This window comes from Paenibacillus sp. PK3_47 (assembly GCF_023520895.1).
In the GTDB taxonomy this organism is placed as follows: Bacteria; Bacillota; Bacilli; order Paenibacillales; family Paenibacillaceae; genus Paenibacillus_AQ.
Window position 1 is genome coordinate 5,787,042 of record NZ_CP026029.1, and the last position, 21,097, is coordinate 5,808,138.

The 21,097-nt window shown below is 52.7% G+C and carries 21 protein-coding genes; 19 read left to right on the top strand and 2 right to left on the bottom strand.

The genetic code is table 11. The features are described from left to right. From C2I18_RS25210 to coaD, 3 genes are all read left to right on the top strand, one after another. Nucleotides 1-261, top strand: a complete 261-nt coding sequence (locus C2I18_RS25210) for a hypothetical protein (RefSeq protein WP_249898460.1) — start codon at nt 1-3, stop codon at nt 259-261. 428 nt (nt 262-689) lie between these two features. Next, nucleotides 690-1,298, top strand: coding sequence for a 16S rRNA (guanine(966)-N(2))-methyltransferase RsmD (gene rsmD, locus C2I18_RS25215; protein WP_249898461.1), 609 nt, complete (start codon nt 690-692; stop codon nt 1,296-1,298). Next, nucleotides 1,282-1,800, top strand: a complete 519-nt coding sequence (gene coaD, locus C2I18_RS25220; protein WP_249898462.1) for a pantetheine-phosphate adenylyltransferase — start codon at nt 1,282-1,284, stop codon at nt 1,798-1,800. Before rsmD ends, coaD begins: the two co-directional genes overlap by 17 nt. Here coaD and C2I18_RS25225 read toward each other — a convergent pair. Then, nucleotides 1,772-3,001, bottom strand: coding sequence for a nucleoside recognition domain-containing protein (locus tag C2I18_RS25225; protein ID WP_249898463.1), 1,230 nt, complete (start codon nt 2,999-3,001; stop codon nt 1,772-1,774). The genes coaD and C2I18_RS25225 overlap by 29 nt on opposite strands. Before the next feature lie 149 nt (nt 3,002-3,150). On the opposite strand from C2I18_RS25225, the gene C2I18_RS25230 reads away from it, so the two are divergent. After that, nucleotides 3,151-4,188, top strand: a complete 1,038-nt coding sequence (locus tag C2I18_RS25230; RefSeq protein ID WP_249898464.1) for a YlbL family protein — start codon at nt 3,151-3,153, stop codon at nt 4,186-4,188. On the opposite strand, the gene C2I18_RS25235 is transcribed toward C2I18_RS25230, so the two are convergent. Beyond that, a complete protein-coding gene (locus tag C2I18_RS25235) occupies nt 4,178-5,419 on the bottom strand; it encodes a nucleotidyltransferase (RefSeq protein WP_249898465.1) in 1,242 nt (413 codons plus the stop codon). The genes C2I18_RS25230 and C2I18_RS25235 overlap by 11 nt on opposite strands. A gap of 147 nt (nt 5,420-5,566) precedes the next feature. Between C2I18_RS25235 and C2I18_RS25240 the strand changes: the two genes are divergently transcribed. The 15 genes from C2I18_RS25240 to C2I18_RS25310 all read left to right on the top strand — a co-directional run bounded on the left by C2I18_RS25240 (nt 5,567) and on the right by C2I18_RS25310 (nt 21,038). Then, complete coding sequence (locus tag C2I18_RS25240; protein ID WP_249898466.1) at nt 5,567-6,088, top strand: YceD family protein; 522 nt, start codon at nt 5,567-5,569, stop codon at nt 6,086-6,088. Between the two features lie 52 nt (nt 6,089-6,140). Next, nucleotides 6,141-6,314 (top strand): 50S ribosomal protein L32, encoded by a 174-nt coding sequence (rpmF, locus tag C2I18_RS25245; RefSeq protein ID WP_249898467.1) that lies wholly within the window; start codon nt 6,141-6,143, stop codon nt 6,312-6,314. 307 nt (nt 6,315-6,621) lie between these two features. Further along, nucleotides 6,622-7,218 (top strand): transcription factor FapR, encoded by a 597-nt coding sequence (gene fapR, locus C2I18_RS25250; protein WP_249898468.1) that lies wholly within the window; start codon nt 6,622-6,624, stop codon nt 7,216-7,218. Continuing rightward, nucleotides 7,202-8,191: a phosphate acyltransferase PlsX gene (gene plsX / locus C2I18_RS25255; RefSeq protein ID WP_249902234.1), complete on the top strand. Its 990-nt coding sequence runs from the start codon at nt 7,202-7,204 to the stop codon at nt 8,189-8,191. The genes fapR and plsX overlap by 17 nt, the downstream gene beginning before the upstream one ends. 8 nt (nt 8,192-8,199) lie before the next feature. Further along, nucleotides 8,200-9,189, top strand: a complete 990-nt coding sequence (locus tag C2I18_RS25260; RefSeq protein ID WP_249902235.1) for a beta-ketoacyl-ACP synthase III — start codon at nt 8,200-8,202, stop codon at nt 9,187-9,189. A 94-nt stretch (nt 9,190-9,283) separates the two neighbouring features. Continuing rightward, nucleotides 9,284-10,207, top strand: a complete 924-nt coding sequence (gene fabD / locus C2I18_RS25265) for an ACP S-malonyltransferase (RefSeq protein WP_249898469.1) — start codon at nt 9,284-9,286, stop codon at nt 10,205-10,207. Between the two features lie 44 nt (nt 10,208-10,251). Continuing rightward, a complete protein-coding gene (gene fabG, locus C2I18_RS25270) occupies nt 10,252-11,001 on the top strand; it encodes a 3-oxoacyl-[acyl-carrier-protein] reductase (RefSeq protein ID WP_249898470.1) in 750 nt (249 codons plus the stop codon). A gap of 121 nt (nt 11,002-11,122) precedes the next feature. Beyond that, nucleotides 11,123-11,356 carry an acyl carrier protein gene (locus C2I18_RS25275; protein WP_019911228.1) on the top strand — a complete coding sequence of 78 codons (234 nt, stop codon included), beginning with the start codon at nt 11,123-11,125 and terminating at the stop codon, nt 11,354-11,356. 215 nt (nt 11,357-11,571) lie between these two features. Further along, nucleotides 11,572-12,810 (top strand): beta-ketoacyl-ACP synthase II, encoded by a 1,239-nt coding sequence (fabF, locus tag C2I18_RS25280; RefSeq protein WP_249898471.1) that lies wholly within the window; start codon nt 11,572-11,574, stop codon nt 12,808-12,810. 12 nt (nt 12,811-12,822) lie between these two features. Next, nucleotides 12,823-13,527, top strand: coding sequence for a ribonuclease III (gene rnc, locus C2I18_RS25285; RefSeq protein ID WP_249898472.1), 705 nt, complete (start codon nt 12,823-12,825; stop codon nt 13,525-13,527). 216 nt (nt 13,528-13,743) lie between these two features. Next, on the top strand, nt 13,744-17,313 hold the full coding sequence (gene smc, locus C2I18_RS25290) for a chromosome segregation protein SMC (protein ID WP_249898473.1): 3,570 nt from the start codon (nt 13,744-13,746) through the stop codon (nt 17,311-17,313). Nucleotides 17,314-17,428: 115 nt separating this feature from the next. After that, the gene (gene ftsY, locus C2I18_RS25295; protein WP_249898474.1) at nt 17,429-18,427 is read left to right on the top strand and encodes a signal recognition particle-docking protein FtsY; all 999 of its coding nucleotides are present in this window, start codon (nt 17,429-17,431) and stop codon (nt 18,425-18,427) included. A 63-nt stretch (nt 18,428-18,490) separates the two neighbouring features. Further along, on the top strand, nt 18,491-18,787 hold the full coding sequence (locus tag C2I18_RS25300) for a hypothetical protein (RefSeq protein WP_249898475.1): 297 nt from the start codon (nt 18,491-18,493) through the stop codon (nt 18,785-18,787). Next, nucleotides 18,784-18,927: a hypothetical protein gene (locus tag C2I18_RS25305; protein ID WP_249898476.1), complete on the top strand. Its 144-nt coding sequence runs from the start codon at nt 18,784-18,786 to the stop codon at nt 18,925-18,927. The genes C2I18_RS25300 and C2I18_RS25305 overlap by 4 nt, the downstream gene beginning before the upstream one ends. Before the next feature lie 647 nt (nt 18,928-19,574). Further along, complete coding sequence (locus C2I18_RS25310) at nt 19,575-21,038, top strand: circularly permuted type 2 ATP-grasp protein (RefSeq protein ID WP_249898477.1); 1,464 nt, start codon at nt 19,575-19,577, stop codon at nt 21,036-21,038. The last annotated feature ends 59 nt before the right edge of the window (nt 21,039-21,097 follow it).

A 21,097-nucleotide genomic window follows, 5' to 3' on the forward strand; every position in this document is an offset into this window, starting at 1 on the left:
ATGCTGCAGAGAAAACATAGAGGGAAGATGGTTACATGTTATGTATACGGAAAGTTGTTTCCAGTTCGTTCCCTGGCTGAACATGAAGAAGAGAAGTGGTATTTCGAATATAACGACAACGAAGATCTGATGGTGAACTACAACTTGATTCAAGCGTTAAATAACTTATCCTTAGAGGGTTGGGAACTTGTAATCCAGCATGAGCTCGGATTTATTCTTCGTAAACAAATCAGGCGGCATGTTCCTGAGGCGAGTCTTTAGAGGTTGTTCGTTTGAGGAAATGGCACCCAATCGGCACCCAATTATAAGATTTTGACTCCTTGAAAGTAATGAGCAGGAGTCGGGAATCCTTATACATCAAGGGTCCGGACAACAAAAATCGGAGCCCTATTTCTAGGGCTCCTTTCATGGGAGAGGAGAAACCGGACGAAGAGCTTATGGGGAAACGTAAGCCTGCTCCGCGGTTGTCTACGACATTTTGTGATGTCGATAGTTACATGATGGCCCGGAACGGGGGATCTTATACCTGCGTTGATAAAAAATAATCGGTGCGGTGATTTTACTGTATCCACATTTGAAGTGACAAGGATAGACAATCTTTTTATTTCAGATGACAATTGTGGTACGATAGGCTTGCACTTATGCCCTGACCGGCATAATAAACAGAGATATAAGAGCAGGTGAGAGCGGTGAGAGTTGTATCGGGAAGTGCCAAAGGCAGACCCCTGAAAAGCGTTCCGGGCACCGGAACCAGGCCTACGACCGACAAGGTTAAAGAGGCTATTTTTAGCATGATCGGCCCTTATTTTGACGGGGGAGCCGTGCTGGATTTGTTCGCAGGTACAGGCGGTCTCGGGATTGAAGCCCTGAGCAGAGGGATGGACAGTGCGGTGTTTGTGGATATGGAGCAGAAGAGCATCGATACGGTGCGGGCCAATTTGCAGGCAGCCAGGCTGGAAGCCAATGCTGAGGTGTACCGGAATGACGCAGGAAGAGCGCTTGGGGCGATGGAGAAGCGGGGGCGTTCATTTGACCTGGTGTTTCTGGACCCTCCTTACAGGCTGAAGCACGGGGATGAGCTGATGCTTACGATGGCCCATAAGGGGCTGCTCCGGGCAGATGCGGTCATTGTGCTGGAACATGAATCGGCATATGCCTATCCGGAGGAGATTGCGGGATTTTACAGAATGCGCCAGTCTGTATATGGGGAAACTACAGTATCCATTTACAGGTATGAACCTGTTCCAGGGGAAGCTGCTGGGAGCGGCAAGGAGGATATCGATGAGTCTGCAAATTAGAAAAGAGCGTGTCGCCATCTATCCGGGAAGCTTTGATCCGGTAACGATGGGACATATGGACATTATCAGACGCGCAGCCAAGCAGTTCGACAGACTGATTGTCACTGTGCTGAATAACTTGAGTAAAAAGCCCATGTTTACGGTTGAAGAACGTACGGAGCTGCTGCGTCAGGCAACCGCAGACATTCCGAATGTTGAGGTGGACAGCTTCCGTGATCTGCTGGTGAACTATTTGCGGCAAAAGGATGCCCAGGTAATCGTCCGCGGCATCCGCACAGTGACAGATTTTGAATATGAACTGCAGAATGCTTCCATTAATCATAACCTGGATCCCGAAGCAGAAACGATATTCATGATGACCAATCCGAAATATTCCTACTTAAGCTCGAGCGTGGTTAAGGAAATTGCTCACTTTGGCGGGAATGTCTCGGATTTTGTCACCCCGGAAGTAGAAGCCGCGATGAAGCTGAAGTTCAGCCATTTGGACGGCGGAGCAAAGTAAGGAAGTATACAGCCGCAGACAGGGCTAACAAAACCGCTAGAAGCATGAAATGCATACTTAGCAGGCTGGGCAGCGTCTGCCATACTGCCGCCGGAGTGATGCCTGCGGGCTCGGCAGGGGGAGCGATACCGGCTGCCGCAGGCAAGTCAGCGGTAGGGATATTCATCAGCGGTTTCCACAGCAGCATAGTGCCAATGAATGCATACAGACCATGAAGCAGGCGGGAAAAGGCGTAAGGTATAAAGCGGACACCCGCTGCTCTCAGCGATGTCAGTGCCTGAAGCTGTCCGCAAATTCCGCTCCAGCCGAGTGCGGCTGACAGCAGCGCATAGCCGGGCACGCCCATAGATCCCTCGTCTGCGCCCCTTGTGCTGGCCAGTTCTTTTGCACCGAGATGAATTTCGAGGAGGCCCGCCGCGAGCGCTGAAGGCAGCTGAGGGATCAGTGAAGTAACGATGTTGATCGCTACGGCGAACATAATCATATACCCCCCGACGAGCATCAGGCTTTGCACTGCAGAAGAGACGGATTCACCGAGCAGCCTGCCGAAGCTGCGGCCATCCTGTTCCCGGGCTTCGGCTGCAGTCTTAAGTATCCTTTTAAATAAAGGAAGTTTAGTGTGCCTTGCACCTGCTGCTGCATCCGGCGCATGGCTGTCTGCAGGTTTTCTGCGAATCAGTGCTGAAGTACAGCCTGCAAGCAGACCGGAAAACCAATGGATGGCCAGCAGGGCGTATCCGGCTGCCGGACTATGCAAAAAGGCTGTCCCGACAACGATCAGCAGGCTGACCGGACTGGCAAAATGGGCCAGTGCCGCCAGACGTCCCGCTTCGTTGTCACTGATACTGCCCTGCTTATGAAGCTGCATGACCCCATTAGCGCCTGACGGGAATCCTGCTGACATCCCGAGGGCCAGCGTCCAGCCGCCTATACCGGGGAGCCTGAACACTTTGCTCATCAGCGGGGCCAGCAGGACGCCAAGCCCGTGTACCAGACCTGAGGCGGTCAGCATTTCGGACAGGATCAGAAAGGGCAGCAGCGCAGGGAAAACAAGGGTCCACCAGAGCTTCAGCCCCTGCAGCGAAGCTGCAAAAGAAGACTCCGGTGCAGCTACGATGGCGATAGCCAGCAGTATTGCAAAAGCACCGGATAAAAAGGGAGCCGAGCCTGAAAGAATCCGGCGCAATTTTAGGATATTCATTTTATGCATCCCCTCTTCATAACTTAGGACATGGGCTTAGCTTGTTACAATTTATGCAGGGGAGACAACCATCATGCCACGGCCAAGAGGCGGGGCTATGAAGTTTGTACGTGGTCAGGCATAGGGCCGCGGGAAAGAAGGGAACAGCAGTGAGGCTGCAAAGACGCCGGATAGGATTTCGTGCTTTTGCCTATTTGTTCACATTTGTCGTAATTGTTTATGTTGCTGTATTTATGAACACCCCTTATATTGTCTACCAGCCCGGCAGTGCCACCGAGGTCGCGCCGATGATTGAGGTGGAGGGCGGAGACCAGGAAGAACAAGGAACTTTTATGATGACTACGGTGTCTGCAAGCTATGCGAATGTAGCGCTCCTTATAGCCTCTGTGTTCAACGCACACAGCGAAGTGGTGCTGAAAGAGACGCGGCTGCAGGATAAGACGGAGCAGGAATATGCGGCTGAGCAGGTCTTTTACATGAGCAGTTCGCAGTCCAACGCCGTGGAGGCCGCTTATCAGGCTGCGGATGTCCCGTATGAGGATGTTGTGGATTATCTTTACGTCATCTCGGTTGCCGATGCAGGGAATCAGAGCAAGTTCCAGCCGGGAGACAAGATCATCAGTGTATCCGGCCAAAAAATTCCCGATCCTGAGGCATTGGCTGAACTGCTCTCCTCCAGTAAAGTGGGCGATGAGGTGGAGATTGTTCTGCAGCGTGCCGGGAAGGAAGTTAAGGAACAGGTGACTCTGGTTGAAGTCCAGGATAGTAATGATCCCGCTGTCCGGCCGGGTCTGGGTGTAGTGATCGGCGCTGTACAGAGGGTGGAGCCCAAGGAGGCAGGGAAAACTGTCAGCTTTGTGGATACAAATGTCGGTGGACCTTCAGCAGGACTTATGTTTACAATGGAAATCTATAACCGGCTTACACCCGGGGATCTAACCAAAGGTCACCGGGTAGCAGGTACGGGAACGATTAATGCGGAGGGAACGGTCGGATCGATCGGCGGGGTCAAGCATAAGATTGTCGCTGCCGACCGTAAAGAGGCGGAGATCTTTTTTGTACCTGTCAAAAATTATGATGAAGCTAAAGCCAAAGCAGATGAAATAGGCACGGATATGAAGCTTGTGCCTGTATCAACTTTGGATGATGCGCTGAAATATATGGAGGAGCTGCCGGTCAGACCATGACCGGCGGCTGAAGGTAATCGGCGTAAAGGTCGGTCCGCAGCGGATGGCTGTAAGCTCCGGCATACACCGCAGCTGCTTGAAGATCCAGCTGAAGCATGGGATGGGAGAAATGGGCCGGACTCAGCACAACAGGCAGGGTGGCTGCCTGTTTCATTTGTTTCAGAAGACTGCGGCCGCTTGCGCGGAAGCCGAGAACCCGGATATAGGCCGGTCCCTGGGCCAGACGGTCAGGTAACAAAGCTTCCTTGCTATGATTGAGCAGGGCATGAAGCAAAAGTCTCTGCAGTCTGGTGTGAGTGTAACGCTTGCTCTTAAGGGCCTGCAAAAGCCCGTTTACAGTAAATTCAGGAAGCTCCGTCATGATGCGCAGCAGCCGGTTCTCCAATCCCTCATTCATATCCTGAAGGCTGCGGAGTTCAGCTGCTGTACGCGTGGACAGTACATGGCGGAGCGGAATCCGGAAATCCTCAAGACTCAGCGGGCCCCTGCCTGCTGCATGCTCCCGTTCCAGGATGGACAGGCTATATTCCGGCATGTATGGAGCAGGGGAGCCGCCGTCCTGAAGCAGACGGCGGATTGCGGTAGCGCTGGCGATGGATGATCCCGGAGACAGCGGATCATGGAATCCCGCCCCGGTCCTTGGAACGGTGAGCGGGCGGATGCTGCTGTTCAGCCGGCGCAGTGCAATCAGGTAGTGCAGGCCAAGGCTGTTGTTGGGCTGGCGCAGCAGAGCACCGGCATCCGCCCCTTCTGCTGCCGGTTCTGCAGCAGAGCTCCTCCAGGCCGCTGCCGCAGCTGCGCTGTAGGCGGCGGGAAAGCTCGATCCTTCAGCCATACGCCGGCGGATCTCTTCCTGCAGGGTGCTGCTCTCTTCGGCCAGAAATCCGGCCAGCGGGAGCAGGGCACCCAAAGTGCCGGCTTCGGAGCCGAAGCACAGGCTGTCCACCACCCCGGTGGCCTCCAGCAGGGCTGCAGCTCCGAAGGCGAACCATTCCGCCGGCTGGACAGCATAGGCCACCGGCAGTTCAATTACGAGATCGGCGCCCATATGCAGCGCCATCTCCGTCCGCGCCTGCTTGCTGACCGCCGCCGGCTCGCCGCGCTGGGTAAACGGGCCGCTCATGACGACAATGGTGCTGTCCGCACCCGATAATTTTTTGGCTTCGCGGAAATGGTGGACATGCCCGTTATGTAAAGGATTATATTCGGCTACAATACCAACTGTAGTCAAAGCTGCTCACTCCATATCATGTGGAAATAATGTTTTAATAGTTATATCATAAATTGTCCCTATCCTTGAAACAATATAAAGGAAAAATGGTTGACAAAGTCCGGAAATAATAGGTATAATAAATTTTGTTTGTTTGGAGTGATGATTATGAAGATTCACTTTCGCAAATTGGCTAATGCCGACGAGGCTCTGCACATTCATGAAACATTGGATGTCAGTGAACTTGTCAAAGGGCGAAAGGATATACTTGCTGTTGCGCCGCTCTCAGTGGACCTTAATGCGCTGCCCGCGGGAACCGATCGTGTGAACGTGGTGGGGAAATTGAACGGGAATGTGGACATGTTATGCTCACGTTGCCTGACAGAGGTCAACAGTAAACTGAACATTCCTTTTGCCGAGACTTTCAAATGGCTCAAGCAGCCGATTCTTCCCGATGATGAAGATGATGAACTCATCTACGTCGAGGATGAGATTGTGGATCTTGTCCCGTTCGTGGAAGAAAACTTCGTACTGCACTTGCCGGATTCGGTATTGTGCAAGGCAGACTGTCTTGGTCTTTGTCAGACATGTGGACAAAATTTGAACGAAGGCACCTGCAGTTGCGACAACACAGTGGTCGATCCACGGCTCGCTGCGTTGAAAGGATTCTTTACCAAGCAAGATGACTAAGAACAAATCCCGGGTTATAACGGGTTAACAAGAAATTGGGAGGTGTAACACAATGGCAGTACCTCAACGGAGAACGTCCAAAACACGCCGTGACAAGCGTCGTACTCACTTCAAACTGGTAGTACCAGGTATGGTGAAATGTGAACAATGCGGAGAGCTGAAACTGGCTCACCACGTATGCAAAGTTTGCGGAACTTACAAAGCAAGAGAAATCATCAAGAACTAGTTTTCTTGAGCGTGGCACTTCATCATTATTGATGGAGTGCTATTTTTTTTATGTGATTGAGAATACTACAGGTAAGATTGCTGCATCTGCACCGCGGTAGATTTAAGTTTGATGCTGCGGTGTAATCTGCTGTAAAGCGGCAGGATTGAAGTCAATGCTTTATTTTTGGCGCTTCATGCTTTATACTACATATTAGTACCTGGTTCTAAAACATAAATTACCTTTATAATACGAATGACAGCGGCCATTCTCACGGCCGAATGCTTGTGCTTTAGCATGTGCCAGGAGGTGAGCCGCCATAGAGCGGATGTCCAAGAAAGACCGCCAGCAGCAGCTGCTGAGAATAATTGAAGGGAATCCGTTCGTGACGGACCGGGAATTGACCCGGCAGCTTAAGGTGAGTATCCAGACCATCAGGCTGGACAGGCTGGAGCTGGGAATACCGGAGCTGCGTGAACGGATGAAGCAGATGGCAGAGCACTCCTACGATCAGGTGCGCTCGTTGCCTCCTGACGAAGTGGTTGGTGATATTGTCGATCTGCAGCTGGACAGAAGCGGGATATCCATCTTTGAAATCCGGGAGGAGCATGTCTTTTCCAGAAACGGTATCGCCCGCGGCCATTATGTGTTTGCCCAGGCCAATTCGCTTGCGGTTGCTGTTATCAATGACGAGATTGCTTTGACCGCTTCGGCTGACATCCGGTTTGTACGTATGGTCAAGCTTGGCGAGAAGTGCATAGCCAAGGCGCAGGTGCGCTCGCTGGCAGGACGCGGCGGCAAAGCTGAAGTGGACGTATTTACGTACGTCGGAGAAGAGCTGGTATTTCAAGGTCATTTTGTAGTGTACCGGTCCGCAAATGAAGAATACAGCGAAGGGGGAAACCGAAGTGCTGATCGCCATTGATGCCATGGGCGGGGACAACGCTCCTGAATGTAATGTGGAGGGGGCGTTGTCCGCGGCCGCGGAGTGGAGTGATACGCAGATCGTGCTTGTCGGCGACGAAGCCAGGCTTGAGCCGCTGCTGAAGAATAAACCGTCCAATGTGACGGTCCGTCATGCAAGTGAAGTAATCGGTGCGGATGATGAGCCCGTGAAGGCGGTCCGCCGCAAAAAGGATTCGTCCATGGTGGTTGCCGGACGTATGGTGCGTGAAGGCGAAGCTGCTGCCATGATCTCGTCCGGAAATACCGGCGCCCTAATGACAACAGGGCTGCTGGTCGTCGGAAGAATGGAAGGCATTGAGCGTCCCGCTCTTGCCCCGATGATACCGACGCTGGATGATGTCGGTGTACTGGCGCTGGATCTCGGCGCCAATATGGATGCCAAACCCCAGCACCTGGCGCAGTACGCGCTGATGGGCAGCATTTACCGCAGCAAGGTGCACGGTATTGCCAGACCGCGTGTAGGGCTGCTGAATGTCGGAACAGAGCCGGGCAAAGGCAATGAGCTGACCAAGGAAGCCTATCCGCTGCTTGAAGCCTTGCCCGGAATTCATTTCGTCGGCAATGTCGAAGCCCGGGATGTGCTTACAGGCAGCTGTGATGTTCTGGTATGTGACGGCTTTGCCGGCAACATCCTGCTGAAGACGCTGGAAGGAACGGCAGGAGCCATGTTCTCGCTGCTTAAAGAGCAGTTCAGCAAATCGCTCAAAACCAAGCTCGGTGCAGCGATTCTGATGCCTGAGCTCAGAGGCCTCAAGAGCAAGCTGGATTATAAGGAACACGGCGGAGCGCCGCTGCTCGGCCTTAGCGGGCTGGTCGTGAAGGGCCACGGCTCCTCAGACGGCAATGCAGTTAAGAATGCAGTAAGACAGGCGCGGATAGCGCTGCAGGCAGGTCTTGTAACAAGCATATCCAAGGAAATTAGCGGGAAGTGAGTGACAATATGAAGCAGCTGCGCCCTATAGGGATCATCGGCACCGGGAAATATGTGCCTGAGAAAATATTAACCAACAGTGATCTGGAACAAATGGTAGAAACGAATGATGAATGGATTGTCAGCCGCACAGGGATCCGCGAACGGCATATTGCGGCTCCGCATGAGGCGACTTCTGATCTGGCTTATGAAGCGGCGCTCAAAGCGCTGGAGTCCGCGAACATGAAGGCAGAGGACCTTGAACTTATAATAGTAGCAACTATTACTCCGGACAGCGCTTTTCCTTCTACAGCCTGTATCCTTCAGGACAAGCTTGGTGCCAAAGGCGCTGCGGCGTTTGATTTGTCGGCGGCCTGCTCAGGTTTTGTCTACAGTCTGGCTACCGCTACCGGATTCCTGCAGACCGGAATGTACAACAATGCGCTGATTATCGGTGCAGACACCTTGTCGCGGATTACGGATTATACCGACCGCAACACCTGTGTACTGTTCGGTGACGGTGCAGGGGCGGTCATTCTCGGTGAAGTTCCTGAAGGCAGAGGCTTCCAGTCCTTCGATCTGGGAGCTGAAGGCTCCGGAGGCAGCCTGCTGAAGATGGAAGCGGGCGGCTCCCGTCTGCCGGCATCCCAGCAGACAATTGAAGAGAAGAAGCATTTCATTTACATGAACGGGCGTGAAGTGTTCAAATTTGCAGTCCGGGTCATGGGCACAGCAACAGAACGTGTGCTGGCCAAGGCCGGACTCGGCAAGGAAGATATCGACTTGTTCGTACCTCATCAGGCTAATATCCGTATTATCCAGTCCGCTATGCAGCGCCTGGATCTGCAGGAGAACAAATGCGTCATTAATGTTGACAGATATGCCAACACTTCTGCCGCATCCATTCCGCTTGCGCTGGTGGAAGCTGCCGAAGAAGGGCGGATGAAGGAAGGCGACACCGTGCTTATGGTCGGCTTCGGCGGCGGCCTGACCTGGGGAGCATCCGTATTGGTCTGGTAACAGCAGAGACTATAGATAAGACGGCGTGAACCGGACAAACAGTGAGGAGTGCTCCACTGTAAAGGCTCCGGTTAGCCGGAAGGGGTTAGTAGAGATGGGTAAAATTGCATTTGTTTTTCCCGGCCAGGGTGCGCAGGCAGTCGGTATGGGTAAGGATATATATGATGCTCTGCCGGACAGCCGTGCGGTGTTCGAGAAGGGCGACGAGGTGCTTGGTTTTCCGCTGAGCAAGCTTGTTTTTGAAGGGCCGGACAGTGAACTGAAGCAGACGGTGAATACGCAGCCGGCGCTTGTCACGGCCAGTGTTGCTTTTCTTGAGGCTTTTCGCGCTCAAGGCATCAGCCCGGATTATGTGGCAGGTCACAGCCTTGGTGAATACAGCGCCCTCGTGGCGGCCGGAGTTCTCTCCTATGAGGATGCAGTAGCACTGGTACGCCTGCGCGGACAGTTTATGGAAGAAGCTGTTCCCGGCGGCAAAGGTGCAATGGCAGCTGTACTGGGCGCGGAACGCGGAGCTTTGGCGGAACTGTGCCGCACCATTAGTGAAGAGGGCAATCCGGTAGAGCTGGCCAATGTTAACTGCCCTGGGCAGATTGTTGTATCCGGTTCGGCGGCGGGCGTGGACAGTGTTGTTCAGCGCGTCAAGGAAGCTGGCGGCAAACGGGCGATTCCGCTTGAAGTCAGCGGACCTTTTCACTCTTCTCTAATGAAGGAAGCGGCGGACCGTCTCGCGGCAGAGCTTAAGAAGGTTACTTTCAATAGGCCTTCCGTCCCGGTTGTGGTTAATGTTACCGCAGCTCCGGTTACCGATCCTGAAGAGATCCGCCAGCTGCTTGTGCAGCAGGTATTCTCTCCTGTATTATGGCAGGATAGCGTGGAATGGCTGATCTCTGCCGGTGTGGATACGTTTGTGGAGATCGGTTCGGGAAGCGTGCTGGCCGGACTGATCCGCAAGATTGACAAAAATGTAAAAGTGGTAAACATTAACACACTGGAAAGCGCCCAAGCCCCTTTGTAATTCAATTGGCTGAAGGCGGTGAAGGTGAAAGGGGCTAAAGAAGCATGTTCTCAGCATTAAAAGGGCAGACCGCCCTCGTTACCGGAGGCTCCCGCGGCATTGGACGCAGCATTGCTCTGGCACTTGCCGAGCAGGGAGTCAAGGTCGCTGTCAATTATTCCGGCAGTGAAGCTGCAGCGCAGGAGACGGTCCGGCTCATCCAGGAGCTTGGCTCTGAAGCCATTGCGCTGAAAGGGAATGTCGGCAGCAGTGCGGAGGCTGACAATCTGGTCAAAGAAGTGGTGAACACCTGGGGCAAGATAGACATCCTTGTGAACAATGCCGGTATTACCCGGGATAATCTGCTTATGCGCATGAAAGAAGAAGAGTTTGATCAGGTCATCGAAACCAATCTCAAAGGCGTGTTCAATTGTCTTAAGGCGGTTACACGTCCGATGATGAAGCAGCGTTACGGCCGGATCATTAATATTTCCTCGGTTGTGGGTGTAACCGGCAATCCTGGGCAAGTTAATTATACCGCTGCCAAAGCAGGTGTGATCGGGATGACGAAATCTGCAGCCCGGGAGCTGTCTTCACGGGGAATCACTGTGAACTGTATTGCACCGGGATTTATTGATACCGATATGACCCGCGAGCTGTCCGATGAAATCCGCAGTGAGCTGATCAAGGGGATTCCTCTTGCAAAGCTCGGGCGGCCGGAGGACATTGCTATGGCGGCAGTATTCCTGGCCTCTGAAGGGGCTGCCTATATGACAGGCCAGACCATCCATGTGGATGGCGGCATGTACATGTAAGGCATAATAAGCGTCAAAGTATGACAGGAAAAGGGAATTGGAGCAGCCGGAAAGCGTTTTTTATGCTCTATGGTATTTTGACTTCATATCTCGTATAATACCAAAAGAGGAGGTGAACCGGATGTCCGATGTATTGGAGCGTGTAAAACGCATTGTCATCGACCGCTTGGGTGCCGATGAAGCTGAGGTAACATTAGAAGCGTCTTTCAAAGATGATTTAGGTGCTGATTCTCTTGATGTAGTTGAATTGGTAATGGAATTGGAAGATGAATTCGATATGGAAATCTCTGATGAAGATGCAGAGAAGATTACGACCGTGGGTGAAGTTGTGAAGTACATACAATCTCATACCTAGAGTCCTATCATTGAGGGTCCCGTCCCCAGGGGGGCGGGACTTCTCCTCATTTTACACCGGTAACGGATTTACGGGATATAACATTTAACATCTTTACGGGGAAAATAACAGAACCGCGGTTAAGACAAGCTGCGGCTGCAGTTTATATAGACTTTTTGAAAGACAAATACTTACTTGATGTTGAAATATACAGCCTACAGATGGGGTGATTGCGTTTGAGTCATAGAGTAGTTGTTACAGGAATGGGCGTAATAACGTCCCTGGGCAAGGATCTGGATACTTTCTGGGACAGCCTGATGAGCGGTAAATCCGGAGTATCTCTGGTGGATTCCTTTGATGTTAGTGATTACACCACGCGTATAGCGGCTTCGGTCAAGGAATTTGATGCGGAGGAGCGTTTTGGCCGCAAGGAAGCCCGCAAGATGGACCGGTTTGTACAGTTTGCAGTGGCAGCCGGCGAGGATGCGCTGAAGGACAGCAACCTTAAGATCGGTGAGAATATTGATGCAGAGCGGATCGGCGTATCTGTCGGCTCCGGTATCGGCGGACTGGGAACGTGGGAGGACAATCACAACCTGCTGCTTGAAAAAGGGCCAAAGCGGGTAAGCCCGTTCTTCATTCCGATGATGATAGCCAACATGGGCTCCGGACAGCTGTCGATTAACCTCGGCGCCAAAGGACCTAACACTACGACGGTTACAGCCTGTGCTACCGGAAGCCATTCCATTGGTGAATCTTTCCGGCTGATCCAGCGCGGTGACGCTGATGCGATGATCTGCGGCGGCTCGGAAGCTACCATCCGTCCGACAGGCATGGCAGGGTTCTGTGCAATGAGAGCGATGTCTACACGTAACGAGGAGCCTGAGAAGGCCAGCCGTCCGTTTGATGTTGACCGCGACGGTTTTGTAATGGGTGAAGGCGCCGGAATTCTGATTCTGGAGTCGCTGGAGCATGCCGAGAAGCGCGGAGCCAAGATTTATGCCGAGGTTATCGGCTACGGTCTTAGCGCAGACGCTCACCATATGACAGATCCGGACCCTGACGGCGCGGCGCGCTGTATGAAGATGGCGATCCGTGATGCGGGAATTAACCCTGAGGATATTGATTATATCAATGCTCACGGAACTTCCACGCCTGCAGGGGACAAATCGGAAACTACTGCTGTGAAAAAGGCACTGGGAGAGCATGCCTACAAGGTAGCCATCAGCTCCACCAAGTCCATGACCGGTCACCTGCTCGGTGCAGCCGGCGGCGTAGAAGCGATTATTTGCGGTCTTTCCCTGCAAAAGGGCATGATTGCGCCGACGATTAATCTGGATAATCCTGATCCGGAATGCGATTTGGATTATGTCCCGAATGTGCCGCGCAAAGCGGAACTGAACATTGCAATGTCCAACTCCTTCGGGTTCGGAGGACATAACGCAACCGTTATTCTCAAAAAATTCAATCAGTAAGGGGACAGTGCGGTGAAAGGAGACCTGAAGCAGTTACAAAGTCAACTTCAAATCCAATTTCACGATCCTGTACTTCTGAAGCAGGCCTTTACCCATGCATCGTATGTGAATGAACACCGTTTCAACCAGCATCAGGACAACGAACGCCTGGAATTTCTGGGCGACGCTGTCCTGGAGCTTACGGTGTCTGAATACCTGTACAACCTGCTGCCTGACCGGCCGGAAGGTGAACTGACCAAGCTGCGGGCCGCAATTGTATGCGAGCCTTCACTGGTCAAGTTTGCCGAAAGCCTGGGCTTCGGCAAATATGTACTGCTGGGCAAAGGGGAAGAGCTTACGGGCGGCCGGACACGGCCGGCACTGCTGGCCGATGTGTTCGAGTCCTTCGTGGGAGCGCTTTATCTCGATCAGGGTCTGGAAACAGCGCGGAAATTTCTTGACGACCATGTATTTCCGCTGGTGGAGACGGACGGCAAGCTGCAAATGCAGATGAGCGACTTCAAGACAGAGCTTCAGGAGCTGATACAGCATCACGGCATGGGTACGCTGGAATACCGGATTATTGAAGAACGGGGACCGGCGCATGAGCGCGAATTCGTCTCTGAAGTATACATGGCGAACCGGTCACTCGGCAAAGGAACCGGCCGTTCCAAGAAGGAAGCGGAACAGCAGGCTGCCGCAGCGGCTCTGCTGCAGCTGAAGGAAGACGGCGCATAAATACGCGGATTTATATTAATTATGCAATGCAAGCGGAGGAGAGCAGCAATGGTCTGAATGCCGGCGTAAGGCGGAGGTCAGACTTTTGCTGCTCTTTTTCGGACAAGATGCCAGGATGATGCAGCCGCTGCACCGCAGTTATTATGAGGCTGAGGCGGCCGCTATTCTAGGCTTTTACACGCTATGGTATAATGATTCAGAGGTGATAGGGCAGTTATGTTTTTGAAACGGATTGAATTAGCCGGCTTTAAATCTTTTGCTGACAAGACAGAGATGGAATTCGTACGCGGTATAACAGCAGTAGTCGGCCCGAATGGAAGCGGCAAGAGCAATATCTCCGACGGAATCCGCTGGGTGCTCGGCGAACAGAGCGCCAAGTCGCTGCGCGGGGGCAAGATGGAGGATATCATTTTCGCCGGAAGCGATGCCCGTAAAGCCGTGAATTACGGTGAAGTTTCGTTAACCCTGGATAATGAGGATCATGTGCTGCCGCTGGATTTCAGTGAAGTCACAGTGACACGCCGGGTCCACCGCAGCGGGGAAAGTGAATATCTGATCAACAAGCAGGCCTGCCGTCTGAAGGATATCACGGAGCTGTTCATGGATACCGGTATCGGCCGTGAGGCATATTCGATCATCGGGCAGGGCCGCATAGAAGAAATTTTGAGTACACGTTCTGAGGACCGGCGCGGTATTTTTGAAGAGGCCTCGGGGATTGTCAAATATAAATCACGGAAGAAGGACGCGGGGCGCAAGCTGGATGAAACGGAGCAGAATTTGCTGCGGATCCACGATCTGCTTAGTGAACTGGAGGATCAGGTCGGTCCGCTGAAGGATCAGTCGGAAAAAGCTGCCCGTTACAAGGAGCTGCGTGAACAGCTCAAGCACCTGGAGATTTCCGTATACGTGCACCAGATTGAAGGGATACATACGGCCTGGAAGGAAGGCAATGCCCGTCTGGAAACTCTGCAGGTCGAGCAGCTTGAGCTTTCAACTGTAGTATCAGCACATGATGCCAAGCTGGAGAGCGGCCGTTCAGAGCTGAGGACGCTGGAAGAGCAGATTGAGAAGCTTCAGGGAGAGCTGCTGCGGTACAGCGAAGCCAATGAGAAGAGCGAAGGCTACGGCGAAGTGCTTAAGGAGCGCAAACGCAATCTGGAAAGCAACCGGGAGCAGCTGCTGCTCACTTTAGGTTCTGTAGGTGAGCGTTCGGCTGACCGCCAGCGGGAGCTTGCGGAGCTGGAGCATAAGCTGAAGCAGACGCGGGAAGCCCTGGAGGAGCTGCGGAGACAGATTACGGATGAGGAAGCACGGCTGGAAGGTGTAACCGGCGGAATCAGCCAAAGCAAGGAAGAGAAGCTGAAAAGCTCCCTGCTGGAGCTGATGAACCTCATGGCGCAGGCGCGTAATGAGATCCGCTATGCGGACCAGCAGAAGGAGGCGCTGGAGCGGCGGATGAGCCGCAGCCAGGAGGAGAGCGGCAAATGGCTTGCCCGTCTGGAAGAATTGACTTCAGCGCAAAAAGGCCTGAAGGATAAAATTGCTGCGCTGGGTAATGAAATCAGCAAGCTTAGAAATGCTTATATTACCGAGAGCGAGCAGACAAGCAAACGCCAGAAGCTGCTTGAGGAGACACAATCCGGACTCCGCAAATGGGAACAGAAGCGTGAAGCCCAGGTGTCCCGGCATGAGACGATGAAGGAAATGCAGGATGATTTTGACGGCTTCATGCTTGGCGTCAAGGAAGTTCTCAAAGGCGCCCGCAAGGGTCAGCTGAGCGGTGTCCATGGTGCTGTCGCGGAGCTGATATCCGTTCCTGAAAGATTGGAAATGGCTGTGGAGACGGCTATGGGGGCATCACTGCAGCATGTCGTTATGGATAATGAAGCGGTATCCAGACAGGCGATCTCATTCCTGAAGCAGCGCCAGCTGGGACGGGCAACCTTCCTGCCGCTGGACGTCATCCGTCCGCGACAGATTACCGGCAGCGACCGGAGCATGGTGGAAGGTGCAGATGGTTTTGTCGGTATCGGCTCGGAGCTGGTAGGCTACGAGGAGAAATACGCAAACATCGTCGGCAGTCTGCTCGGTAATGTAGTCATTGCGGAAAGTCTGGAGCAGGCCAACCGGATTGCGGCGAAATGCCAATACCGCTACCGGGTCGTTACTCTGGAAGGCGATGTGGTCAACGCAGGCGGTTCAATGACCGGGGGCAGTCAGCATAAGAAGAACAACAGCCTGCTGAGCCGCAAACGCCAGCTCGACCAGCTGTTTGGCGAGATTGAGGAAAGTGAGCGGCAGATCAGCAAGCTGAAGCAAGGCATGAGCCGCCTGCGTGAAGAGCAGGAGAATGCGTCACAGAAGCTGGAGCAGCTGCGTCATGACGGTGATGAGAAGCGCATGGAGGAGCAGCGTGTCTCCGGCGATCTTAAGCAGCTTGAACAGGAACTGCGCCATGTGCAGGAGCAGGTGGAAGGCGCGGGTGCGGAGCGCAGCGGTTTTGAGAGCGAGGTGCGCGGTCTGGAAGAGAGCCGCAATCAGGCTGTCTCCGAGCTTGCCCGGCTGGAAAAGGAAGAAAAGGACGCCCACGAGGCGATCCGGAGTGCAGAGTCTGAGCGTAAAGCAAGCGAGAACGCGAAAGAAGAGCTGCAGGGCAAGCTGACGGGTATGAAAGTGTCTGAAGGCAAGCTGGATCAGGAGATATTCTCGCTGGAAGAGCAGCTTCGCCGGATGAGACAGGACGCCGGTTCACAGGACAAGGAGCTGCGCCAGAACCGGAATCTGCTGATGACAATCGAGCAGGATCTGGAAGAGAATGCCCGCGAAGCGGTGAAGCAGAAGGAAGACCTGAACAGCTACCGGCTGAAGAAGGAAGAAGCCTCAAGCAAGCTTGACCTTGCCCGTGCAGACCGGGCCGCGCTGACCCGCAAGCTGGAGCTGGCGGAAGGCGAGACCAAGGATCAGCGGCAGGCGCTGAGATCAGTGGAGGACAAGCTCCGCTCTACGGAGGTAGCGGTAGGCCGGCTTGATGTGGAGCTGGATAACATTCTCCGCAAGCTGAGCGATGATTATGAGCTGAGCTACGAGCTGGCGAAGCAGCGGTATCCGGTTCCTGAAGATGTGCCGGCAGCCCAGCTTGAGGTACAGTGGCTGAAGCGCAGCATTTCTGCGCTCGGAGAGGTGAATCTGGGTGCGATTGAGGAATATCAGCGTGTACATGAACGTTTCACCTTCCTCAGCGGACAGAAGGACGACCTGGTTGAAGCCAAAACCACCCTCTATCATGTCATTCATGAGATGGAGGAGGAAATGTCCAAACGCTTTAAGCAGACCTTTGATGCGATCCGCCGGGAGTTCGGCACAGTCTTCACCAAGCTGTTCGGCGGCGGGCGTGCAGATCTGCAGCTGCTGGATCCTGAACATCTGCTCGATACAGGAATTGATATCGTGGCCCAGCCGCCAGGCAAAAAGCTGCAGAACCTCCAGCTGCTATCCGGCGGAGAGCGGGCACTGACTGCTATGGCACTGCTGTTCGCGATTTTGCAGGTCAAACCGGTTCCATTCTGTGTGCTTGATGAGGTTGAAGCGGCGCTGGATGAAGCCAATGTGGTGCGGTTCGCCCAATATTTGCGCGAATTCTCGGAACAGACACAGTTTATCGTAGTTACACACCGTAAGGGCACGATGGAAGAAGCGGATGTTCTGTACGGAGTCACGATGGAGGAGGGCGGCGTATCCAAGCTGGTCTCTGTCCGTCTGGAAGACGAGGAAGCGGAGATTGCCTGACCTTGACCCATTGGTGGTTAGCAGAATATGCCGGAACTTGAAATAAGACGGCCTGCAAGTGAAGATAGCATAGAGCTTGCACCGATTACCGGAATGTAAAATAAGGAGGAATATCATGAGCTTTTTCAAAAAATTAAAAGAAAGCATTTCCGGCAAAACCGAAAGTGTAACCAAAAGCTTCCGCGATGGTCTGGAGAAGACCCGCAAAGGATTTGTTGAAAAGGTATCCGACCTGATCATCCGCCGCAAAAAAATTGACGAAGAGTTCTATGAGGAGCTTGAGGAAATTCTGATCGGTGCCGATGTGGGCGTAAATACAGTAATGGATCTGGTGGAAGAGCTGCGCGCCGAAGTGAAAAAACAGCGGATTGAAGATGCAGCCGAGCTGCAGCCGATTCTATCCCGTAAGCTGATGGAGCTGCTGCGCGGTGATGATGACAGCACGCTCCGCGAGAATCCGGACGGCATCACAGTTATCCTGTTCGTAGGTGTGAACGGGGTCGGCAAGACCACTACCATCGGCAAGCTGGCACACCGATACAAACAGGAAGGCAAAAAAGTTCTGCTCGCCGCTGGCGATACCTTCCGTGCAGGAGCGATCGAGCAGCTTGAGGTGTGGGGACAGCGTGCCGGTGTAGACGTGATTAAGCAGCAGGCGGGATCTGACCCGGCCGCGGTCATGTATGATGCAGTACAGGCTGCCAAACAGCGGAACGTGGACATTTTGATCTGCGATACAGCTGGAAGACTGCAGAACAAGACGAACCTGATGGAAGAGCTGAACAAAATCTTCCGTGTCATTCAGCGTGAAATTCCGAGTGCACCTCATGAGGTGCTGATGGTCCTTGACGCGACGACAGGGCAGAATGCTCTGACTCAGGCCAAGCTGTTTGGCGAGAAAAGCGGAGTGACCGGTCTTGTGCTGACCAAACTTGACGGCACGGCCAAGGGCGGTATTGTGGTGGCTATCCGCCAGGAAATGAACCTGCCCGTCAAGCTTGTAGGACTCGGCGAGAAGATGGAGGACCTGCAGCAATTTGATTCCGAACAGTTCGTGCATGCGCTGTTTGCCGGATTAATTACCGAGGAAGCAGAGAAGGAAGAGCAAGCCTAGAAAGCAGCAGGTGCCTGTCGGCAGGCACAATGCAGCTTAATATGAAACCCGGAAGAACAGATTATGTTCCTCCGGGTTTTTGCTGCTGTTAAGGTGGAGTCGGCATTCGGTGTGAGAAGAGCGGGAGTGATGCCGGCCGGAATGAACGGGAAAAGTCCCGTTGAATTCGGAGGAATCAGGCTTTTGGCTGAAATGAACGGGAGAAGTCCCGTTAATATTGCAGGAGTCGGGTATTTGGCTGGAATGAACGGGAAAAGTCCCGTTGAATTCGGAGAAATCAGGCTTTTGGCTGAAATGAACGGGAAAAGTCCCGTTGAATTCGCAGAAACCAGGCAGAAAACAGGCCCAAAGGTGAAATGAGAAGCACAAATACCATCGAATCTGCAGAAATCAGCCAGAATGGTGAAATGAGAGGCACATATACCTCAGAATCGTCAGAAACCAGCCAGAATGGTGAAATGAGAGGCACATATACCTCCGAATCGTCAGAAACCAGCTAGAAGGGTGTAATGAGAGGCACATATACCTCAGAATCCGCACAAAACAGCCAGGTAGGTGAAATGAGAAGCACATATACCTCAGAATCGTCAGAAACCAGCCAGAATGGTGAAATGAGAGGCACATATACCTCAGAATCCGCAGAAATCAGCAACCAAGGTGAAATGAAAAGCACAAATACTTCCGCATTGCAAAGATCCGCCTCAATAGCCAGTTCTAGTGCCAAAGCAGGGCATACTGCTCAAGCAGAACTTTATAAGCCGGACCGGCAGTTCCCCCGTACATTTTCCCCCGCATCCTTCCGCACATTTTAATAGAAGAAACAGAATCTACCCAAACCAGCAAATCTATATAAATATATCAATATATGAAAAATTCATAATAGTACTGCTTGTCAGCACACCTGCATACAATGCTAGGAGTCACTCACTTTCAGCTCCCGAATGCTACACTGCCGAGAAAGGAAGCGATTACAATTATGCGGGATGGTTCATAAACTCCATTTTGCTGTTATATATATTGACACGGATATTATCATTTACGTATTATGAGAGTATATTTTAATAATGTTAATAAAAAATCATTCAAATTTTAGCTTTGTTGTTAACAAATGTGACGCATTTATATTGATCCGAAAGGAGTCGGGCTTATGTCCAAACTTGATCCTCTGCCCGGTCTGTCTCCGTATCCGCTGGAGCATTTTTATGATGAAATGTATGCCGATGAACGGAACATCCGGTCTCACTACAAGCATGTTAACCGCATGTTTTCCGGGATGAGTCCCGAAGGGCTGCAGAGCAAGCAGAAATTGATGCAGCGCCGGATGATGGAAGAAGGAATTACTTTTACACTGTATAACCCGGCACAGGATCACCCGATGGAGCGGACGATACCCTTTGATATGATTCCGCGGATCATTCCCAAAGGGGAATGGGAACGGCTTGAAGCAGGTATTGTCCAGCGGATCACGGCACTTAATTTGTTCATCCACGATATTTATCATGAGCAGTACATTGTCAAAGACGGGATCGTCCCGAGGCGCATGATCGTATCCAACTGTTATTTCCGTCCTGAGATGGCCGGATTGCGCGTACCGGGAGGGGCTTATATTACAACATCCGGTATCGATCTGATCCGCCATCATGACGGGGAGTATTACGTGCTGGAGGACAATTTGCGGACACCGTCAGGGTTCTCTTATCTTTTCAAAGGAAGATCACTGATGAATCAGTTGTTTCCCGAATTGGCCTTTGCCAGCTCTATCCGCGATGTGGATCACAGTCTCAACCGGTTCCTGTCTGTACTGCGCAGCCTGTCGCCTTCCAGAACCAAAGATCCGGTGATTGCCCTTCTCACACCCGGTGAATACAATTCAGCGTATTACGAGCATGCTTTTCTGGCGCAGCAGATGGGGATCCATCTTGTGGAAGGCCGGGATCTCGTGGCCAAGGACCATAAAATTTACCTCAAGGTAATGAACGGGCTGCGCAGAGTGGATGTGCTGTACCGGCGTCTGGATGATGATTTTATTGATCCGCTCGCTTTTCAGCCGAATTCGCTGCTTGGAGTGGCGGGTCTGATGAATGCTTACCGGGCAGGAAATATCGCGATTGCCAATGCTCCGGGAACAGGTGTAGCTGACGATAAAGCCATGTACGTCTACGTTCCTGATATGATCCGTTATTATCTTAATGAAGAGCCGATTCTTGGCAATGTGCCTACGTATTTACTGTCCCGTCCGCAGGAACGCCAATATGTGCTGGATAATCTGGCCGGGATGGTGGTCAAGGAGACCTCTTTGTCCGGCGGTTACGGAATGCTGATCGGCAGCGAAGCAACCAAGGAGGAGCTGAACGAATTCCGGCTCAAAATCCTTGCTGATCCGGGGCGTTATATCGCCCAGCCGATCATGTCGCTGTCAAGAGCACCGGTGTTGACGGGTGACACGATGTCCCCGCGCCATATTGATCTCCGGGCATTTGTACTGATGGGGGCAGACCGCAAACCGCATGTTATACCCGGAGGTCTGACGCGGGTTGCCATGAAGGAAGGCTCACTGGTTGTAAATTCTTCGCAGGGCGGTGGGGTCAAGGATACTTGGGTGATGGCATAGAAGGTTTGCATACCAAATCCCGATTTAATAACAGGATGGCATCAATACGTTGGGTGAAG